This window comes from Nodularia chucula CCY0103, assembly GCF_963923915.1.
In the GTDB taxonomy this organism is placed as follows: Bacteria; Cyanobacteriota; Cyanobacteriia; order Cyanobacteriales; family Nostocaceae; genus Nodularia; species Nodularia chucula.
This window is the reverse complement of the sequence record NZ_CAWUOL010000008.1, coordinates 79,089-97,027: the sequence shown is the minus strand read 5'-3', so window position 1 is coordinate 97,027 and position 17,939 is coordinate 79,089. Positions and strand designations below refer to the sequence as shown.

Here is a 17,939-nt window from a genome sequence, read left to right as displayed (position 1 = left end):
AACTGGTTTGCTAATTGCTGCTACTGTACCTCATAACAGCCGGAAACGCTGTAAAGCAGGCAGAAATTCTTTCCCACCTAACAACGAGTCTGCGATATTTTCGTTGAAACCATGCGAAACAACGCTCTTGTTGAAAACGTGGCACGGAAATTTTAATTGGTCTACCCCGATTTTTCTTGGTCTTCCGAACTCGCTTGGGGAATTGTGGCCTGATACCACGTTGGCGCAAAACTGCACGTTTTTCCCTTGAATCGTAGCCTTTGTCAGCAGCCAGCACTTTGACTCGTTTGCGGGGTCTACCTGATTTATTGGTCTTGACTTTGATACTGTCAAGAAGCGGTATAACCTGTTCTCGTTCACTCCCATTGGCTGCTGTGGTGCGGTTCGCTAATGGCATACCATTACCGTCAGTTAAGGTATGTATCAAAATCCCTTTACCTTTATGACCATACGCAACATCCTCACCGCCACCTTTGCCAGGGGGAAAAAGACCCGTCAACCGCGCCATAACTCCAGTCTATTAATCCTCTTTCTTCTGCTATCCCCAATATTCTGGCTTGTAAATTTTCTAACGTTCCATCACTTCCCCAACGCTTTAACCACCTGTGTGCGGAACTTTTGGATGCCCAGATTTCTCCTTTTGGAGTATCGCACCAACGGCATCCTGTTATCAATATATACATCAAGGTGTTGAGTATATAACGATATGGCGCATGAGGCATTCCTCGGTCGCGTTTTTCTGGTTCCTTCGGGAATATATCTTCAAACAACTTCCATTCCAAGTCGCTTAATCCTTTCCTGCGGAACGCTTCGCGAACAAATCGACCAGTCATACTGTGACAAACTCTTCTGTTATCAACAGCAGATTATCATATTTCTGGTATTAGTGGGATAGGTTCATGTTCTAACGTGTATGCGTAGTGCTACATCGTTAAATATTTTACATAATTTAGAATTTAGCTAATAATTTTATACATTTATTTTTGAGTAATTGTCTTATAGTAAGAATTACCAATGGGGAAGGTAGACAATAATACTCCCTCTCAATTCAATACCTCTTTCTTTAGATGAAATAGTAACTCTCTAGAGATAGAGCCACTTGTCTGATTACAAAGGTTATTGTAAGGATCACCAGCAAGTAGGTAGTAAATCAAACTGAATATTTCTCAGCAACATACATTTTTTGATCAAAGAATCTTGTTATTGTGGTATGTTTTAGGCTGTGAATTTAAGCACTTCTTAATCCCCATAGCCTTCTTATACAGGGTGGGGGCTGGAATCAAAGTGCTTTTTTAAGGGAATTGAGCAGGTTTTTCTACCGACCAGAGGACTATTTTAAACATCCTCTGACAAAGCGTTAGTTTTTCAATATTGGATTCAGGAGTGAAGTTAACAGTTATGTCTATTCCCAATGAACACGAAAGCGTAAATAGTGAAGTCAAGCAAGAATCTTACACTGATATTAATGGTAATACTCACACCCGCCGGACAAGAACCACTGAAAACAATTTAGCCGCACGTGACGAGAACAATGCTACTCGTGGTTTGCTGTTAGGTATTATTGTTACTTCCCTGCTAAGTGTGATTGTAGGTGGAGTTTGGTACTTCAACCAAAGCAATAAGGTAGAGGTTCAAGAGAATACTGTGCCGGTTTTGGTTCCTGTCCCGACTGACAGCAGTCCCACAGCTACTCCATCTCCTGAACCACAAACGACGATCATCGAAAGAACGAAGGAAGTACCTGTATTTGTACCTGTTCCACAAGAGCCAGTTACACCCCCATCTGCACCTCGCCAACCGGATATTAATATTACTATTCCACCCCAAACGCCTTCTCCAAGTCAGCCAAGCCCTAACCCGATAGAAACCCCAACTACTCCAACAAATAATACTTCTACTTCAGAAAACGAAGGCGGTACTTCTCCTGATACCGTCACGCCAAGTACGAAAAATGATCCGTCTGATAGTAGTACTTCTACCCCAGACGAGACTACTGGCGGTTCTAATCGATAATGGCTTCTGAGAGGTTGTTTGAAAAGTCCAGGTCGCTGGACTTCGCCTGTGTAGTAGCGTATCGCTAACGCGAAGCGTAGCCATATTATATATGCCCAAAACTTTTCAAACGCCCTCTGAACTTTGATCTCTGTTCATACTGACTATTAGTACCCTTAAGGGTAGGGAATAAAAAAGTATTGTAAAACTTCGCCAAATCCAAATATTGTAACGATGAAATAATTGTGCTGACCTACTCACTAATAACTATTTGATCAACAGCCGAATAGTAGGAACTACTGAAAGGCATTGTTAAAAATGTGCTATGGTGTTGAATAGCAATAAATATAACAAGTGTCTAATTTTTGCGTAATGTATAAATTACGCAGATGCAGGAATAATTCAGTGGTGTTCTAATTATGGAAATAAAAAGCCCCGTCAAAAGTTGGTGGAAATACATTCTGTTGTTTACAGTGCTTTTGGCATCTGGCCCGACTACCCAATTCATTAATCAGGCATTACGGGGTTATCCATTAGATATTAACTATTTATGGACTGAACTCTCGCCTTATGGCATTTTGGGAGGGGGTCTTTACAATGGGAATGGTGGGGCTGACTGGAAAATAGGCAAGCCAAAAGCAACAATATGGAATGCTGGAAATGTGCGATCGCTACCGGAGTTAAGAAGTTTTGCACTAGAATTGGCAAATCGAGATCGCATTCTGAATAATTTACCACCTTTGCAAGAAGATCCGGAATTGTCCCTCGCCGCACAACTCCATGCACAGGATATGTTGGAACGGCAATACTTTGATCATATTTCACCGGAGGGTAAAAGTCCGCGCGAACGCTACCTTGCAGTTAGTAGTCGCCCACTTCAGGGAGTTGGTGAAAATATTGTTCAGGGTGAAACCAAAGGTTGGGGATTAACTTACAGAGAAGCGGAAAAGTTTCAACGGGGTTGGATGTATAGTCATGGACACCGCGCCACTCTCTTGACGGAAAAATACACCAAATTTGGTTATGGAGTGGTAAGTGGGGCGAATGGTCAGATTTACGCCGTACAAATGTTTGGCTTCTCAACTGACTGAGGAATTATAAAAAGACAAGTCTTGGCAGGGATTGTGAGATATCCTTAGATAAGTGAGAGAATTGCCAAATAAATTAAGCATGAAGCTGGCAGCACGAGTAAGTCAGGTAACACCTTCTTTAACCTTAGCGATCGCAGCTAAAGCTAAGGCCATGAAGGCTGAAGGAATAGACGTTTGTAGTTTTAGCGCTGGAGAACCAGATTTTGATACTCCAACGCACATCAAAGCCGCAGCAGCGACAGCTTTGGAATCAGGCAAAACCAAGTATGGTCCAGCAGCTGGAGAACCAAAGTTAAGGGAAGCGATCGCCCATAAGCTGAAAACTGATAACGGTCTTGATTATCAATCAGAGAATGTCATTGTCACTAATGGCGGTAAACATTCTCTATATAACTTGATGGTAGCCCTCATTGATCCGGGTGATGAGGTAATTATCCCCGCTCCCTATTGGCTGAGTTACCCGGAAATGGTAACTTTAGTGGGTGGGAAACCAGTAATTGTCACCACAGATGCAACAACGGATTATAAAATTACTCCAGAGCAACTGCGTCAAGCAATTACACCCAAAACCAAGTTATTTATCCTCAACTCTCCATCTAATCCCACCGGGATGGTATACACGCCGGCGGAAATTAAAGCCCTGGCGCAAGTAGTAGTGGATGCAGATATCTTTGTCGTTTCTGATGAGATTTACGAAAAGATTCTCTACGATGGTGCTACACATATCAGCATTGGTTCTCTGGGTAAGGAAATTTTTGACCGGACGTTAATCAGTAATGGGTTTGCTAAAGCTTACTCAATGACTGGTTGGCGACTGGGTTACTTAGCCGGGCCAGTGGAGATTATTAAAGCGGCTAGCACTATTCAAGGACATAGTACATCGAATGTGTGTACCTTTGCTCAATATGGTGCGATCGCCGCTTTAGAAAGTTCTCAAGACTGTGTAGAAACAATGCGTCAGGCTTTCGCTAAACGGCGACAAGTGATGTTAGATCGACTCAACGCCATTCCGGGATTGAGTTGTGCTAAACCAGACGGCGCGTTTTATCTGTTTCCTGATATCAGTAAAACAGGTCTGAAGTCTCTAGAGTTTTGTAACGCCCTCTTGGAAGCACACCAAGTTGCAGTGATTCCGGGAATTGCTTTTGGTGCTGATCAAAACATTCGTTTGTCTTACGCCACTGATATGGCGACTATTGACAAAGGGATGGATAGGTTAGAGAAATTTGTGAGTTCGCTTGTTTAGGAATGCGGATTTAATCAAGAACACCAGGCGACTAGAAGTCGCGGCTACACAGGCGAAACCCGCCTACGCGGGTTAAAAACATTGATTTTTTGTTAGTCCGCGCAGGCGGACTTTGTTTGTATAGCCGCGATTTCTAATCGCCTGGGCTAGATTTTAAGGAAAGTCAATGCGGGGTGAGGTCAAAAACCAGATTTACAGGTTATAGCGAATTTGCTACATTTGTTCTGAAGTATTTTGCCCTGTTGCAGTTTATTGACTACTAGAATCAGGAAGTAAATTCCGATATTCCCAGTGTCCGCGTTTGCCCAAATCTTGGATAATATTTTCAGCAGTTTTTCTTGCTTGGTAACTGCTGCTTTGAATAGCTTTACTCAGGATAGTCTTAGTTTCATTACGCCAGCCGTAGATACCCCATCCAGACTTGTCTTTTTTAATCATCAATTCAAGACACTCGATGACTAATTCTGGCATCGTATCAGCAAGTACAGCTAGACGTTCCAGCAGCAAAAAGTCAGGATCTACTTTACCAACTAGCTCAAGAATTTGTTTAATCTGTGCGATCGCCCAAGAGTCCTCAAATTTTGCTGAACCGAACCACCAGCCAAAAGCAGCAAGTTCAGTAGCATAGGAACTAGGTTCATGAGAATTACACGCTGTTTCCAGACGCTTTTCCCAGAGTAATTGGAGGCTATTAAGGATTTTTGGATCTATCTGATTTTCTGTGTTCTTAAGGCTTTGCCCCACAAATTCAAGAGCATAGCCACGCAACGCATCAGAAGCTAACTCAAAAAACCGCGTTAGTAATCCTCCTGGCTCATCCAAATTCAGCTTCCCACGCCAGTAGAGAGTAATTAAGTGCCGGGCAAGACTTTGATCAGTGTGTGTCAATAGTTTTTGTTCATCAATATAGGCTTCGGAAAGTTGTTCAACTGTATAGAGATATTCTTCAGATAGCAAATCAAATATATTGTTATAAACACCAGAATAATTAATGTAGCTTTCCCAAGCAGCACGTCGCTGATTCCTACAATTCTCATCCTGTGGAAATATTTTTCCTATACTTTTATTTGCCCATAGCGGATCTAGTAAACCCAGCCAAGGAAACCATTTACCATAAACAGAGCGGATTGCTAAAGATGGCTCTATATCTAGGTTAAGATGCTCATCAAGTACCTCCCGTACTTCCGGCATTTCATCAAAACCGCGCGCTAATTGTTCTGCACTCCCAGGTATTTGCTCAAAGTAGCGCCGAATCCAGAGGGCATAGCGTACAACTGTGTGCATTGCTTCTCCTCGAACGGTATTAATTGCGATTTGACTATAAGTATTATTTGATCTATGGTATTGTATTTCTTTTTCTGGGGTGGGATCTGGATGTTGAGTTAAAACTCTGAGGATATTCCAAACCTGACTACGAAAATCAAACGGAATTGCTGTTGTATTAGCGCTCAGTCCGACTCCAAGCAAATCTACCACTGTTCGGAAAGATTCGAGCCAATTGCTGTTGGGTTCGTTATAAATTGTCTGACATTCTTTCAATTCCTCAGACTTTTCTGCTAACCAATTGCAAAGACTTAGAACAGGTATCCAATCAAACTCTTTTATTTCGTGCTGTTGTCTTGATTGATTATTTAAAGCTTGGCACAAACCTCTAAGCAAATTCGATATATATCTTGCGTGTAGACCTTTGAATTTAGCGGCTCCCTGTGCATAACGTTCAGGAATTTTTTCAGCTAGTCTTGCCAAAGCAGATCCTAATCCTGAGCGTGATGGTTCTTCAAAGGGATCTTTAGAATTTGGCTCCCATGTTCTGAGAAAATTAACTAGCTCCTCAATACTCATAGATTCTAATTCTGAGTCAGTCTTGGGACTATTAACCCCTACCAATCTAACCTCATCTACACCTCCAGAAACAATATCTGAAAGTTCAATATTTCCAAATTCCTTAACTAAATCTTTATAGTATTCAGTCCAATGTGTTGAAAGACTATCTTTTATTATTGTGAGTTTTTCCTGTTGCCAGCGTCTTACCCATTTAGCTTTTTCAGCTTGATCTTCTAGCCAGTCCCAGTCAAGCTCAGGATTTTCAATCCAAGTTAAAATTTGCTCTTGTTTCTCTATAGAAAGTTGGGCAAAATTCTCTTGAAGTAATTGTGTATATTCATAATCTTCATAAGAACTAGTATTTTTGAATCGCTGAGAATCAACCAGTTTTTCAACTAGCAAGTTGGGGTCTGCATCTTTATATTCACGAATCAGGTAAAGTGCAATGCGATGAAATATTCGCCAACGTTGTTTCTCTAATTTCTGAACAATGTTTTGGATTTTTGTTGGGTCTTGTTCTAATATCTGTTTTGCTGTATCCCTTACTACTTCTAGCAAAATTTGTCTAACATCAGAAAGAGTATAGTTTCTGTCGTTATCCTCAATAGTATATCGCCAGTAAATTGAGCCATCTTCCCAGATAGGTGAACTATTTTTCTGTTCTTCAATTTCTGGATTACGGTTAGAGAACTTAACCGCATCATGAAGCAGAAAAACCAGCATAATCCATGCCTTTTCACCTAATATTGTGACTAATTCCGTGACATATTTTTTTAGGATTTCTTGATAGTGCCAGTTATCAAAGCGTATTCGTGGTTTAGGCGAGAAAATGTAAAAACTGTCATCAGCATTTTCCCCATTATTCAAACTAGAATCTGGCATAACAGCGAGTAATATTCGAGCCAGTTCTAGTGCCTTTTTAGTATGACCTCCTTTAGCAAGATACACTATAAGAGCAGCAACTTTCTCTGGAAGTAGATAAGAGCAGCAACTTTCTCTGGAAGTAGAGATGATGAGTATAGCGATTCTATCCAAAGTTTAACTTTAGGAACTAATTGCACTGCTTCTGGTGAGGGCATCTGAAGTGCAGCATCAACAAAATCTTCATAAATACAAGGATTGTTGGTTTTTATTTGTAGTGAAATTTCTAGAACCTCTTTCGGCTTGTGTTGAGCCATTCGCACTAGATAGCGAGACTGAGTCCACATAGGGAAGCTGAAAGTTTCTTGACTAGTATCCTCAATAATTTGCGGAGGATTTTGGAAAAAACCTTTATCCTTTAACGGCTCAATCCACTCTGGATTTTCTAGACGATTGAAAAAGTAAGTACAATGCTGCGGGTGAATAAGCAATCCTATAACTTTTTCTATCTGCTTAGGATTATCTTCTTTTAAAATTTCATCAAGTTTATCTACAGTCGTGTAGAACTCTTGAGCAAGAGGAGAAAGAAATGACTCAAATTGCTCAAATTGATGACGAATTTCCAGGTCATCAGGTTCTAATTTAGGTTTACCGTTATAATTTTTTTTATCTGTTTCATGTGTCTGATCCATAAACCACTCTGTTATTTCCCAGTAGTGATTAACTATAGGTTCTAATATATTTCGATCAAGTTTATTTTCAGAAATACATAATTCAAAAAATCGGAACGTTCTTTCCTTATTATTTTCTCTTACAGCTTTATGTTTTTTTATAAGTTGCTGAATTTCCTTAAATACTGGAAGATCAATACTAATATCTGAAGGTATTTCATTTAAAGCAAAGCCATTACTCTCCCAAATATCTGCTAGTTTTTCAACTTCATCTTTATATTCAAGTCTTTCACTTATTTTAGGAATAGAATCAGGCAATCTATTCCGAATTTCACGAACAGCATGAGAGATAAACCTTAATCTACCAGGAATTGGGATTCCAAAAGTTAAGCAAACTGCACCTTCATACAAATTTGCCAGAGAGCTATTATTTTGATTCAGCCAGGAGAGTATTTTACTACGGGTAGTTGTCCAGTACGCTGGAGGTAGTTCAGGTATATCAGATGAGGTCGGGTGTATATTTTGACTATTTAGTTCCACAACTTATTCATTCCCTAATACGCTAATAATTGACCTAAATCTTGATTTATTCAAACTATTATACTGTATATAAGCTCACCAACGGGGAGAAAGTAGTTGCTAAAGAACTTACCCATCTTCGTGATTGCCATAAAACAAATAGACGGTGAAAAATAGTATGATTTTTGCACAGGCGATCGCTACTTTAATCAACATCGACATTGATAACTTGTTGAGCAGGTGTAGCTGACAGAATTAACTTTAAGGCAAATTCTAGAGCCTTAAAACGATTTTCCACTTGATAAACCAGCGAAAAAAGCTCAAAAAGTTAAAGCTTTTAGAGCCGAGTAATGTTATGAAAAATTTACTACATTTGTTCTGCGGAATTTTGCCCTGTTGCAAGTCTCACTTGTTCGGGGGTTAAACTCAATAACTGAGAAACTTCCTCTATTGTTAGACCACGCGCTAACATCCGGGGTACAAGTTCTAGCTTTAGTTGTTCTCGACCCTCAGCTTTGGCTTCTTGATAAATTCTCGTTTCTTTTAAATTGACTCCTAACATCGCCTCTACCTCTTCACGGCTTAAATTGGCAAACTTATAAACAGCGATTGTTGTTATTACATCTATTATGTCATCTTTAGGCAAAAAACTCTGTTCTTCTTGTTGCACCCGTTCGATTAAGCGTTTCGCCTGTTCCACCATTTGACTCTCTGACGCAATGGTTAATTGCATCAAACTAATACCCACAGGTTGCTGATCAAAATCACCTAACTCATCTAAATAAATTCGTTGTACTTGTAAACTATCCAGTAGTGACCTGTGAATAGTTTTGTTTTCTGGTTCTAAACTGCGAGACTGGAAAATAATTACACCGTACCAATCATCATAAACAGATGGGTTTCGATACAGATATAACAGGGATTCTGAAAAAAACCGATGGTACAATAACTCATCTTTTTAGAATTGCACCTCCGCAAAAAAGATAATTTGGGGTGTTACATCTGGTGGTGGTAAAAATACCCCATCAATGCGAAATGTTGGTTCTTTAACTTCAACTGATTCAAAGCGATAATTTCTGGCTGCTGTTGGTGGCTGATTTATTAATTCAAATAGCAAGCTAGGGGAACGCTGGAACAGTTTATAAAAAATAGCATCACGTCTCACAAAGTAATCCTCTTGAGGTGTGGACTAACTAGAGTTGATAATAGTTTGTATAAAAATATATATCACAAAACTTCTCCAAAATTCCCGGTACATCTTCAGCATTCAGGATTTCAGCAATCCCATTTCCTGTAAACCTTGGCGCAATCTCTCAGCTTCTGGGGATTGTTGTTGTTGGTAAAGCAGGATGGCATTTTGAAAAGCTGTTAAACTACCTGAAACATTGCCAACTTTTAGCTGTACTACTCCCAGATTTTGATAAGCTTGGGCATAGTTGGGATTACATTTAATGGCTTTTTGATAAGAGGCGATCGCATCGGTAAATAAACCCAAAGTCTTGAAGATCATGCCTAAGTTATAATGCCCTACAGCAAAACTAGGGTCAATTTTTAAAGCTGTTTCATAAGCTATTTTAGCACCATTAATATCACCAGATGCTTTGAGTAAATTTCCTAAATTATTATATGATCCTAATTTGAGTATGGGGTAAATAGGGAATTTAATCGCCGCTTGATAATGATCAATAGCTTGTGCAGTATCTTGTAAATGACTGTAGGCAATGCCTAAATGGTAATGTAGTTCATATAAAATTTCATAGTTTTCTACTGGCGTTACGCCCTGATTTACAGATGTCGCTTTCTCTAAACCATTTTTTAACAACTTTAACCCGGAGGTAAGTTTACTAGTTTGCACATACAAAGCCCCCAACTTACTGCAAACATAAGGATCGTCTGGATGATTAGCCAGAAATGCTTCCATTGTGGTTTGGGCTTTGAAATATTTATTATTTTCCGCGATCGCAGCTTTCTGATATCCTTTATGTAAAATACCCACCCCTTGTAAATAACCAATTTGCCAATGGGGTTCTTGCCTTAAAATTACGGATACACTGTCATCTACCAAAGCATGATAAGGGCGTTGAAAGTGAATCTGGGGATGGTTACGAAACAGTCGAGACACCAAAGAATAAGGAGATTGTTCCGCGCCTACTTCTTGACGCACTAAATTAACTAGTAAATATTCTTCATTCTCCATTACATCCCTGATTTGTGGCACTATATTTGGGGTAAGAGTTTCATCAGCATCTAATACCAAAATCCAATCACCAGTCACATATTTGAGTGCTGCATTTCGCGCCGCGCTGAAATCATCACACCATTGAAAGTGATAGACTTTCGCACCCATTTCTTGAGCAATATTAGGCGTGCGATCGCTTGAACCAGTATCTAGTATGATCATTTCATCTACCACAGCTTTCACACTGTCTAAACATTTAGGTAGTGTAGCGGCTTCATTTTTGACAATCATGCAGAGACTTAGTTTCATATCGCCGAAAAACTATGATTTCAGGTTAATGGGCTGATGTAACCGAATTTAATTATGTGCCACTATTGGCATTCGGTGATCATTTATAAATTTATCACTACTGTGATGTATATCACTTTTGAATTTAGGTAAGTCATATAAATTTCAACACCTCAAACATTATGCACTGCCTGTGATAATTATTCAATTGCCGAATGTTGGCAACAGGAATATTATTAAATTTATCATATTCAACTGCCATATTTAACATACTAATTATGTCTGAATAATAGATTTTTGCAGTTTTATGAGGATAAAAAATCTAGATTTTATCTAATAAAATTCCCGATCTGTGGCAAAAATCGGGAATGTAATTATGAATTTTTCAACCAATTAAATTACTATAATAACAACCTGTTTATAGATAATTGATCATTAGTTTCTAAGATAATTTTAATTGGCACTCAAGCAATTTATTAACCACTAATCATAAAGCAGTTAAAGCAACTTATCCACAGCAGCAGTAAACTGTTCATAAGGAGAAACTCCCACAATAGTTTCTGCTAATTTACCATCTTGAAATATTAAAACTGCCGGGATGCTACGCAAACCAAATTTCTTGAAAATGGGCTTATTATTATCAACATCTATCTTTACTACTTTAACTCTACCTTTGTATGCTTCCGCAAGTTGATCCATCAAGGGACTGATAAGACGACAGGGACCACACCAAGTAGCAGTAAAATCAACAACCACAACTTTTTCTTGAGTTAAAACATCATCAAATTCACTTTCTTGCACATAAGGAACTGTTTCACTAGACATTATTTAAGTTCTCCTATTTCAAATTTTAGTAAAAAACTAACTATAAAAACTATACCCCTTTCTGCGCCTCAAGAAATAATTATCAGTTTCTGGATAAAAAAGCTGTGATTTTTAGCATAAATATTCAGAGTGGGGTTAGTCTGGGCTATGGGCTAAAAATATCAGCATTTCCCCACTCCCTAGCGAAGCAAATAGGAGTCCTACATGAATAAAAATCAACACACCATAACTTACTCACAAGTTATACACCTTAGCCAGATTATAGATACAAATATTCCCCAATGGCCTGGTGATCCTCCAGTGGAATTTAGTAGCGTCGCCCATATCCCAGAGGATGGTTATTATCTGCGGCGTTTCAGCTTAGGTGAACACAGCGCTACTCATATTAATGCACCCAAGAGTTTCCATGAGAATGGTGTGGGAATTGATCAATACTCGGCTGAGTCGTTGGTATTACCGGGAGTAGTTATAGATATCTGCACAGATGCAAGGCTAAATTCTGATTACACTTTAACTGTTACTGATGTTCTGGCTTGGGAGGAAAAAAATGGCAAAATTGCTGCTGGTAGTTTAGTTCTACTTTATACTGGCTGGCAAGATAAATGGTTAGATAAAGATAGATTTTTTAATCAAGATGAGTCAGGAATTATGCATTTTCCTGGATTTAGTTATAATGTGACTCAATTTCTGTTAGCAGAACGAAAAATTGCTGGTTTAGGGATTGATACACATGGTGTAGATCCTGGAAAATTTGGGACTTTTGAGATTAATTATTTGGTACTGGCACAGCAAGGAATTGTTTTGGAAAATCTCACAAATTTAAACTATTTACCAGCTAAAGGTATTACTGTAATTATTGGTGTTTTGCGGTTGCGAGATGGTTCTGGTTGTCCTGTGGGGGTTTTGGCTTTATCGCCGTAGTTAAAAGTTTTTATAGATAAAATTGCAGGAGTAGCCCAGATTAAATTAATCTAGACTACTTCTGCTACACCCCTTGCACAATAATAAAGATATCACTGACTAAAAATCTATGTCTGCCAAATTGCCAAATCACTATGTTTTTGTGAGTTGCTGTTGGATTAGGAAGTATCCCAAATATACAATTTCAATTTATTTATGGGATTTTGGCTGACAAAAACAGGAAAAATTATCTGTTGTCGTTCTCATTTCCCAGGGCGGTTGCTAGATCGAAAAATCAATTACTTAAGTCCTGTAGATACACTCAGCATATTTCAAAAATAACCTTCTCCTCAAGGGTTTTCTAAAGGCCAGCAGCATCAGTTATAAATTTACCATTAACGCTATCCCCCGCATAAATCACGGGGGAGTTTAGATATTAATCTTGTTAGTCCACTACTCAGGTACTCAAGACTTTGTGCAGTGTGGTGGTGAAGTCGGGGTAGGATATAGCTGCTGCTTCTGCACGGTGAATGGTGGTGGTTCCGGTAGCAACGAGGGATGCGATCGCCAGACTCATGGCTATACGATGATCTGTATGACTATCTACATCTGTACCAACTAAGGGAGTACCGCCAGTAATTTCCATCCCGTCGGGTAATTCACTGACTTTTGCACCCATTTTATTGAGTTGCTGCGCCATCACGGTAATGCGATCGCTTTCTTTAACTCGCAATTCCTCAGCATCCCGAATCACAGTTGTCCCTGTGGCAAACACTGCGGCTACTGCTAAAATCGGAATCTCATCAATCATTCTGGGAATAATATCCCCGGCAATGGTACAGCTTTTTAAACTACTGGAACGGACTCTGATATCTGCTACTGGTTCCCCGGCTACTTCACGCTGATTTTCTAGGGTAATATCGGCTCCCATGAGTTCTAAAGCCTCTAAAATCCCGGTACGGGTGGGGTTAACACCGACGTTTTCCACTAGCAATTCCGAATTGGGAACAATTGCGCCAGCGACTAACCAAAAAGCTGCGGAACTGATATCCCCAGGGACAATCACTTTTTGACCTTGTAGTTGGGCGGTTCCGATGATGGTGACGCTGTGGGTTTCTCGATCAATGCTGAGTTCTGCACCAAAAGCCCGTAACATCCGTTCGCTGTGGTCACGAGATAGGGCGGGTTCTGTGACGGTGGTTTTCCCTTCTGTAAATAAACCTGCCAGTAATATACAGGATTTTACTTGAGCAGAGGCGATGGGGGAATGATAATGAGTTGGTTTGAGGGCTTGTCCTTGAATTGCTAAGGGTGCTAAGGAATTACCTTTACGTCCCCAAATTTCTGCGCCCATTTGTTGCAAAGGTTTAACTACACGAGACATGGGGCGCGATCGCAAGGAACTATCTCCTGTCACCGTAAAAAAGCGCCCTGGCTGGGATGCTAAAATCCCTAACATCAATCTCAGGGTAGTGCCAGAGTTACCAGCATTCAATACATCCAGAGGTTCTTGCAATTGTCCCAAACCAATACCCTGAACCGTGACTAATTCGGTGTTCAGTTCCGAAATTTGCGCCCCCATAGCTTGAAAACAGCTAGCAGTGCTGCGGGGATCTTCCCCTAACAGCAGCCCTTGGATCTCAGTTTCACCTTGGGCGATCGCACCTAACATTAAAGCCCGATGTGATATAGATTTATCACCAGGGACACGAATACAACCATGTAAAGACAGTCCAGCAGAGGGTCGCTGGATCATTAACTTATGTGAAAAGTCTTGTTGCGTTTCTACAGTTATAACAGCAGCCGACATCAGGTTACACTGGCTTTTGGATACACCGGAAATTCATTACTAAGAATTTCCTCACTAGTATCCTATCGCTTTTTGTTCACCAAAATTTGCCAAAATATCACTAATCTCTGAGGGTTTTGTATTTCTGGATGACTTCGATTCATCAGATACTTAAAAAAATATTGAAATTTATTATTTTTTAGGCATTTTTACTTTAATTTATTTTCCCTCCCAAATCAGCATTTTCAGTTAAGATTAATGGTGTTTGACTATTTATTGGCTGATGCTGACTATTAAAGATACTGGTGTTAATTTGATTTTGTTCTATAGCTTTTAGCCCCTATCGCGCTCATGCTGACCCATCATCGCAAGCCCGTATGTTTATCACTTATTTCAACTGACTTGCCATTCTGGTCTGTGGTTGAAACTGCGGGGACATTGTATCAAAAAGATAGAGATAGATTTCATTTACTGTTGACAGCACCGCCGCTAATTACTTGTGAAGTGGGAAATTCTCTAAATTCAGAAGAGACTTATGCTGGAAATCACAGTAATCCTCCACCTTTGACCAGTCCCAGAGTTCTGTGGCTAGAAATTTCGCCCTATCGGGTAATTATGACTATGCAAGGTAACGATCAGGTTAGTTATCGCCATTTTTGGGAACAGGGCGTTTATGGTATTAGCCGTTATTGGCTACCTAGTGAATCATTACAATCTCATCATCCGATTCGTTTACGCAATTTTACCAAAACTCTGTCACTAACCGGACACCATTTGCCAGAGCATTTGCGGGTAGAATATGAATTGTGGGCAAATAAAGTGCAGATGGGAAGTTATATCCTTAACCTAGAAATTCAACATTAATCAGTTTTTGTGAGATTGGGGACTGGGTAAGAGTTTTAGTGATCCCCGATCCCCCATACCTATTAACCAAAATAACTAGGTTCGTTACCTGGTTTCCATTTGATATTGCAGCCAATACTGGGCTTTTGTTCCTCTGTAATGGGTTGATTTGCTAAAATTGCGGCGATCGCCCGGCGTAAATCTGCACCTGTTACCGGTTGACCATTACTGGGACGACTATCATCCAATTGTCCCCTATAAGCTAACTGACGTTCTGCGTCAAACACAAAGAAATCAGGTGTGCAAGCTGCTGTATAAATTTTTGCTGTTTCTTGAGTTGCGTCATAACACAAAGGAAACTGAAAATCTAATTCTATGGCCATTGCTTTTAAAGACTCTGGCGCATCATCAGGATATTTTTCCGCATCATTAGCGCTAATGGCGACAATTCCTAAATCACTAGAACTGTAATCTTTGCCTAAAAGAGCTAATTCTGTTTGGATATGTTTTACAAATGGACAATGCTGACAAATAAACATCACCAACAAGGCTTTTTTATGAGCAAAAGTAGCCAGGGAAATTGTTTCTCCAGATACTACCTCTGGTAGATGAAAATCTGGTGCTTGTGTGCCTAATGGCAACATGGTAGATGCAGTTAAAACCATAGATAATTTCTCTGAGATCGGAAGTTACTGTTTGACTTGAAAGCTGATAGATACAAACTTTCTATGGATTATTTTAAAGCCTTTATTTAAAGCAACAAGGGGAAAAATAAAATTAGAGACAGGGAATCCCCAGCCTCTAAACTTGTTAGATATTAAATTTTATAAATTTTTATAGGTTTGCCAACAGACCAACAATACCGTGTCCGGTAAATACTTCTAAGGCGATGAGGGAAACAAAACCAATCATTGCTAAACGACCGTTGAGTAATTCGGCGTAGGGAGTAAACCCGGTGCGATCGCCTTGCTCGTCTACATAAACCTTTGGTTCAATAGCGAAGTTGTTCATCAAGCCTTGGTCGTCAACAATAGGTGTGTTAGTACGCATAATACTTTTCCTTGTGGTTTTTATCTTATGTAAACAAGTGTAACAAAGATATGAACATTTGTAAAGTATCTAAATCTAATTAAAGGGATATCATAGTGAATCCAGTTAACACAGACGTTTAATTGATCCATGCATCGATTCCGAGTAGAGGTTATTGCCAAAACACCAAACCCGCAGCAAGTAGTTTATGCTGCGATGCACCAAGACTATAGCGATGGCTTTGTCTATGATGAGCGCGACTCATGGCCTACAGAGTCACAATGCGGTGACATTATTATTAAGCGACTTTTAGCAGGTGACAGGGGACACTATGGCTGCTATACTCCTGACACTGAAGTATTGACGCGCAGAGGGTGGGTAAAATTTCCCAACCTGTTACCCCAAGAAGAAGTTGTCGCTGTAAATATTCAAACTGGTCAGGGACATTTTGAGTCTCCCATTGCTTACCAAAAACATACAATCAACGACAAAATTTATCAGGTAAAAGGTCAAAATCTGAGTTTGGCCGTAACCCTAGACCACCGTATGGTTGTTGCACATCGCCAAAAAGGTGGGAGTTGGACAGACTATTATTTTGCATCAGCGGCCGATGTAGCAGGTAAACCCAGGAAATATCTCAATTCTACCTGTCTCAAATTCGATCAGCGTTGCAGCTATCCTCCAGATTTACCTCCTGGATATGATCCTGAAAATTTAATGAAATTGGCTGGTTTTTTTATTGGAGATGGCTGCATCAATAATGCCAGTATCCATACTAGATTTCGGATCAGAAAGCAAAATAAAATTGACTATCTTTATGGATTGGGGTTTGAGATTAAAGAACACCCAAATGACCGATACAGCCTCACAGATTCCAAAGTAGCGGCTTGGTTGCAGCAAACCTTTACCCATAACCAAGAAAAATTTATTCCTTGGTCTTACTTAAACTTAACGCCGGATTTGATTGCTTGTTTGTTAGAAGGGATGCGAGTCACTGATGGCACTCAAAAAAGCAGCACTTGGTCTTATGATTCTACAAGTGAGCAAGTTTTAGACTTTTTACAAGCGATTCTACATCTCAATGGCGAATCCGGTTCGTACAGTCTCAATAATCCCAATCAAGGGGAAGAACACAAAAACCACAAACCTTGTGGCAGAGTTCATATATCTAAACGTATAGAACCTAGAGTAGAAATCTCTCAAAATAATCGCTCTCGTAGTTATGTTGAAAGCATCGAATCATATCAAGGTGATGTTTTTTGTGTGACGGTTTCCACCGGGGCGTTGCTGGTGCGAAAAAATAGAAAAGTTGTTGTTTGTGGGAACTGCTTAGAGCATCCGCAGATTGTTTTCAACTGTGGTTATTTTCCTCACAGTGTCATGCAGCAGGCACGTACACACAGGGTAGCGGTATCATTCGATGTACAATCCTTTAGGTACACGGGGAACCAGTTTATTGATGTAGTGGAAGGTAAAAAAGACATTGAAGATGTTTTCTACCTGCGTCCGGTGGGTTATTACTCCGATAGACAAGGTAAAAAATATTACTATTCTCCGGAACAACGCGCCACGGATTTAGCATGGTGTCTGGAAGCAGCCAAGCGTTACAAGGCTGATTTTGAGGGGGGAATGTCTGAGGAACACGCTAGGGGTAAAGTACCTTTTGATTATCGTCAGCATTTTGTGGTCAGTTTTAATTTACGGTCGTTTATGCACTTCTGTGATATGAGAAATAAAAAGGATGCTCAACTGGAAATTCAATGGTTGTGTGAATTGATGTGGCCTCATTTTGTTGAATGGACCCCGGCGATCGCGCAATGGTATGAAAAGCAGCGTCAAGGTAAGGCGCGGTTGGCTCCGTAATTAAACGCAGAGGGGCGCT

At 39.9% G+C, this 17,939-nt stretch carries 14 protein-coding genes and 3 pseudogenes; 7 read left to right on the top strand and 10 right to left on the bottom strand.

What is annotated here, in order from left to right:
• Nucleotides 1–10: 10 nt before the first annotated feature.
• On the bottom strand, nt 11–508 hold the full coding sequence (locus ACM0OP_RS04790) for a transposase (RefSeq protein WP_414527246.1): 498 nt from the start codon (nt 506–508) through the stop codon (nt 11–13).
• Nucleotides 462–833, bottom strand: a complete 372-nt coding sequence (locus ACM0OP_RS04785; RefSeq protein ID WP_414527245.1) for a transposase — start codon at nt 831–833, stop codon at nt 462–464. The genes ACM0OP_RS04790 and ACM0OP_RS04785 overlap by 47 nt, the downstream gene beginning before the upstream one ends.
• Before the next feature lie 565 nt (nt 834–1,398).
• On the opposite strand from ACM0OP_RS04785, the gene ACM0OP_RS04780 reads away from it, so the two are divergent.
• From ACM0OP_RS04780 to ACM0OP_RS04770, 3 genes are all read left to right on the top strand, one after another.
• Nucleotides 1,399–2,013 carry a hypothetical protein gene (locus ACM0OP_RS04780; protein WP_414527244.1) on the top strand — a complete coding sequence of 205 codons (615 nt, stop codon included), beginning with the start codon at nt 1,399–1,401 and terminating at the stop codon, nt 2,011–2,013.
• 398 nt (nt 2,014–2,411) lie between these two features.
• Nucleotides 2,412–3,083 carry a CAP domain-containing protein gene (locus ACM0OP_RS04775; RefSeq protein ID WP_414527243.1) on the top strand — a complete coding sequence of 224 codons (672 nt, stop codon included), beginning with the start codon at nt 2,412–2,414 and terminating at the stop codon, nt 3,081–3,083.
• A 79-nt stretch (nt 3,084–3,162) separates the two neighbouring features.
• Complete coding sequence (locus ACM0OP_RS04770; RefSeq protein ID WP_414527242.1) at nt 3,163–4,329, top strand: pyridoxal phosphate-dependent aminotransferase; 1,167 nt, start codon at nt 3,163–3,165, stop codon at nt 4,327–4,329.
• Between the two features lie 249 nt (nt 4,330–4,578).
• Here the strand turns inward: ACM0OP_RS04770 and ACM0OP_RS04765 are convergent, their stop codons facing one another.
• The 5 genes and pseudogenes from ACM0OP_RS04765 to trxA all read right to left on the bottom strand — a co-directional run bounded on the left by ACM0OP_RS04765 (nt 4,579) and on the right by trxA (nt 11,496).
• Nucleotides 4,579–7,035, bottom strand: coding sequence for a hypothetical protein (locus tag ACM0OP_RS04765; protein ID WP_414527241.1), 2,457 nt, complete (start codon nt 7,033–7,035; stop codon nt 4,579–4,581).
• 65 nt (nt 7,036–7,100) lie between these two features.
• Nucleotides 7,101–8,225, bottom strand: coding sequence for a hypothetical protein (locus ACM0OP_RS04760; protein WP_414527240.1), 1,125 nt, complete (start codon nt 8,223–8,225; stop codon nt 7,101–7,103).
• Nucleotides 8,226–8,571: 346 nt separating this feature from the next.
• Nucleotides 8,572–9,369 (bottom strand): annotated as a pseudogene (locus ACM0OP_RS04755) (Rpn family recombination-promoting nuclease/putative transposase).
• Between the two features lie 102 nt (nt 9,370–9,471).
• Complete coding sequence (locus ACM0OP_RS04750) at nt 9,472–10,692, bottom strand: glycosyltransferase (protein WP_414527239.1); 1,221 nt, start codon at nt 10,690–10,692, stop codon at nt 9,472–9,474.
• A gap of 477 nt (nt 10,693–11,169) precedes the next feature.
• Nucleotides 11,170–11,496, bottom strand: a complete 327-nt coding sequence (gene trxA, locus ACM0OP_RS04745; RefSeq protein ID WP_414527238.1) for a thioredoxin — start codon at nt 11,494–11,496, stop codon at nt 11,170–11,172.
• A gap of 204 nt (nt 11,497–11,700) precedes the next feature.
• Between trxA and ACM0OP_RS04740 the strand changes: the two genes are divergently transcribed.
• Complete coding sequence (locus ACM0OP_RS04740; protein WP_414527237.1) at nt 11,701–12,417, top strand: cyclase family protein; 717 nt, start codon at nt 11,701–11,703, stop codon at nt 12,415–12,417.
• Between the two features lie 436 nt (nt 12,418–12,853).
• On the opposite strand, the gene aroA is transcribed toward ACM0OP_RS04740, so the two are convergent.
• Nucleotides 12,854–14,206, bottom strand: a complete 1,353-nt coding sequence (gene aroA, locus ACM0OP_RS04735; RefSeq protein WP_414527236.1) for a 3-phosphoshikimate 1-carboxyvinyltransferase — start codon at nt 14,204–14,206, stop codon at nt 12,854–12,856.
• A 330-nt stretch (nt 14,207–14,536) separates the two neighbouring features.
• On the opposite strand from aroA, the gene ACM0OP_RS04730 reads away from it, so the two are divergent.
• On the top strand, nt 14,537–15,049 hold the full coding sequence (locus ACM0OP_RS04730; RefSeq protein WP_414527235.1) for a hypothetical protein: 513 nt from the start codon (nt 14,537–14,539) through the stop codon (nt 15,047–15,049).
• A gap of 62 nt (nt 15,050–15,111) precedes the next feature.
• Here the strand turns inward: ACM0OP_RS04730 and ACM0OP_RS04725 are convergent, their stop codons facing one another.
• Both ACM0OP_RS04725 and ACM0OP_RS04720 read right to left on the bottom strand, forming a co-directional pair.
• On the bottom strand, nt 15,112–15,693 hold the full coding sequence (locus ACM0OP_RS04725; protein WP_414527234.1) for a thioredoxin family protein: 582 nt from the start codon (nt 15,691–15,693) through the stop codon (nt 15,112–15,114).
• Nucleotides 15,694–15,862: 169 nt separating this feature from the next.
• Entirely contained in the window at nt 15,863–16,078 is a 216-nt protein-coding gene (locus ACM0OP_RS04720) for a chlorophyll a/b-binding protein (protein WP_414527233.1), read from the bottom strand.
• A 129-nt stretch (nt 16,079–16,207) separates the two neighbouring features.
• Between ACM0OP_RS04720 and ACM0OP_RS04715 the strand changes: the two are divergent.
• Nucleotides 16,208–16,393 (top strand): annotated as a pseudogene (locus ACM0OP_RS04715) (FAD-dependent thymidylate synthase); the annotation flags it as partial.
• Between the two features lie 993 nt (nt 16,394–17,386).
• Nucleotides 17,387–17,920, top strand: a pseudogene (gene thyX / locus ACM0OP_RS04710) (FAD-dependent thymidylate synthase); the annotation flags it as partial.
• Nucleotides 17,921–17,939 lie beyond the last annotated feature (19 nt).

Bases quoted from the DNA above. Each gene is read 5' to 3' on its own strand.
- ACM0OP_RS04770 (WP_414527242.1), top strand. From the start codon at position 3,163: ATGAAGCTGGCAGCACGAGTAAGTCAGGTAACACCTTCTTTAACCTTA.
- ACM0OP_RS04765 (WP_414527241.1), bottom strand. From the start codon at position 7,035: ATGCCAGATTCTAGTTTGAATAATGGGGAAAATGCTGATGACAGTTTT.
- aroA (WP_414527236.1), bottom strand. From the start codon at position 14,206: ATGTCGGCTGCTGTTATAACTGTAGAAACGCAACAAGACTTTTCACAT.
- ACM0OP_RS04785 (WP_414527245.1), bottom strand. From the start codon at position 833: ATGACTGGTCGATTTGTTCGCGAAGCGTTCCGCAGGAAAGGATTAAGC.
- ACM0OP_RS04790 (WP_414527246.1), bottom strand. From the start codon at position 508: ATGGCGCGGTTGACGGGTCTTTTTCCCCCTGGCAAAGGTGGCGGTGAG.
- ACM0OP_RS04750 (WP_414527239.1), bottom strand. From the start codon at position 10,692: ATGAAACTAAGTCTCTGCATGATTGTCAAAAATGAAGCCGCTACACTA.
- ACM0OP_RS04775 (WP_414527243.1), top strand. From the start codon at position 2,412: ATGGAAATAAAAAGCCCCGTCAAAAGTTGGTGGAAATACATTCTGTTG.
- ACM0OP_RS04740 (WP_414527237.1), top strand. From the start codon at position 11,701: ATGAATAAAAATCAACACACCATAACTTACTCACAAGTTATACACCTT.
- ACM0OP_RS04780 (WP_414527244.1), top strand. From the start codon at position 1,399: ATGTCTATTCCCAATGAACACGAAAGCGTAAATAGTGAAGTCAAGCAA.
- ACM0OP_RS04730 (WP_414527235.1), top strand. From the start codon at position 14,537: ATGCTGACCCATCATCGCAAGCCCGTATGTTTATCACTTATTTCAACT.
- trxA (WP_414527238.1), bottom strand. From the start codon at position 11,496: ATGTCTAGTGAAACAGTTCCTTATGTGCAAGAAAGTGAATTTGATGAT.
- ACM0OP_RS04725 (WP_414527234.1), bottom strand. From the start codon at position 15,693: ATGGTTTTAACTGCATCTACCATGTTGCCATTAGGCACACAAGCACCA.
- ACM0OP_RS04720 (WP_414527233.1), bottom strand. From the start codon at position 16,078: ATGCGTACTAACACACCTATTGTTGACGACCAAGGCTTGATGAACAAC.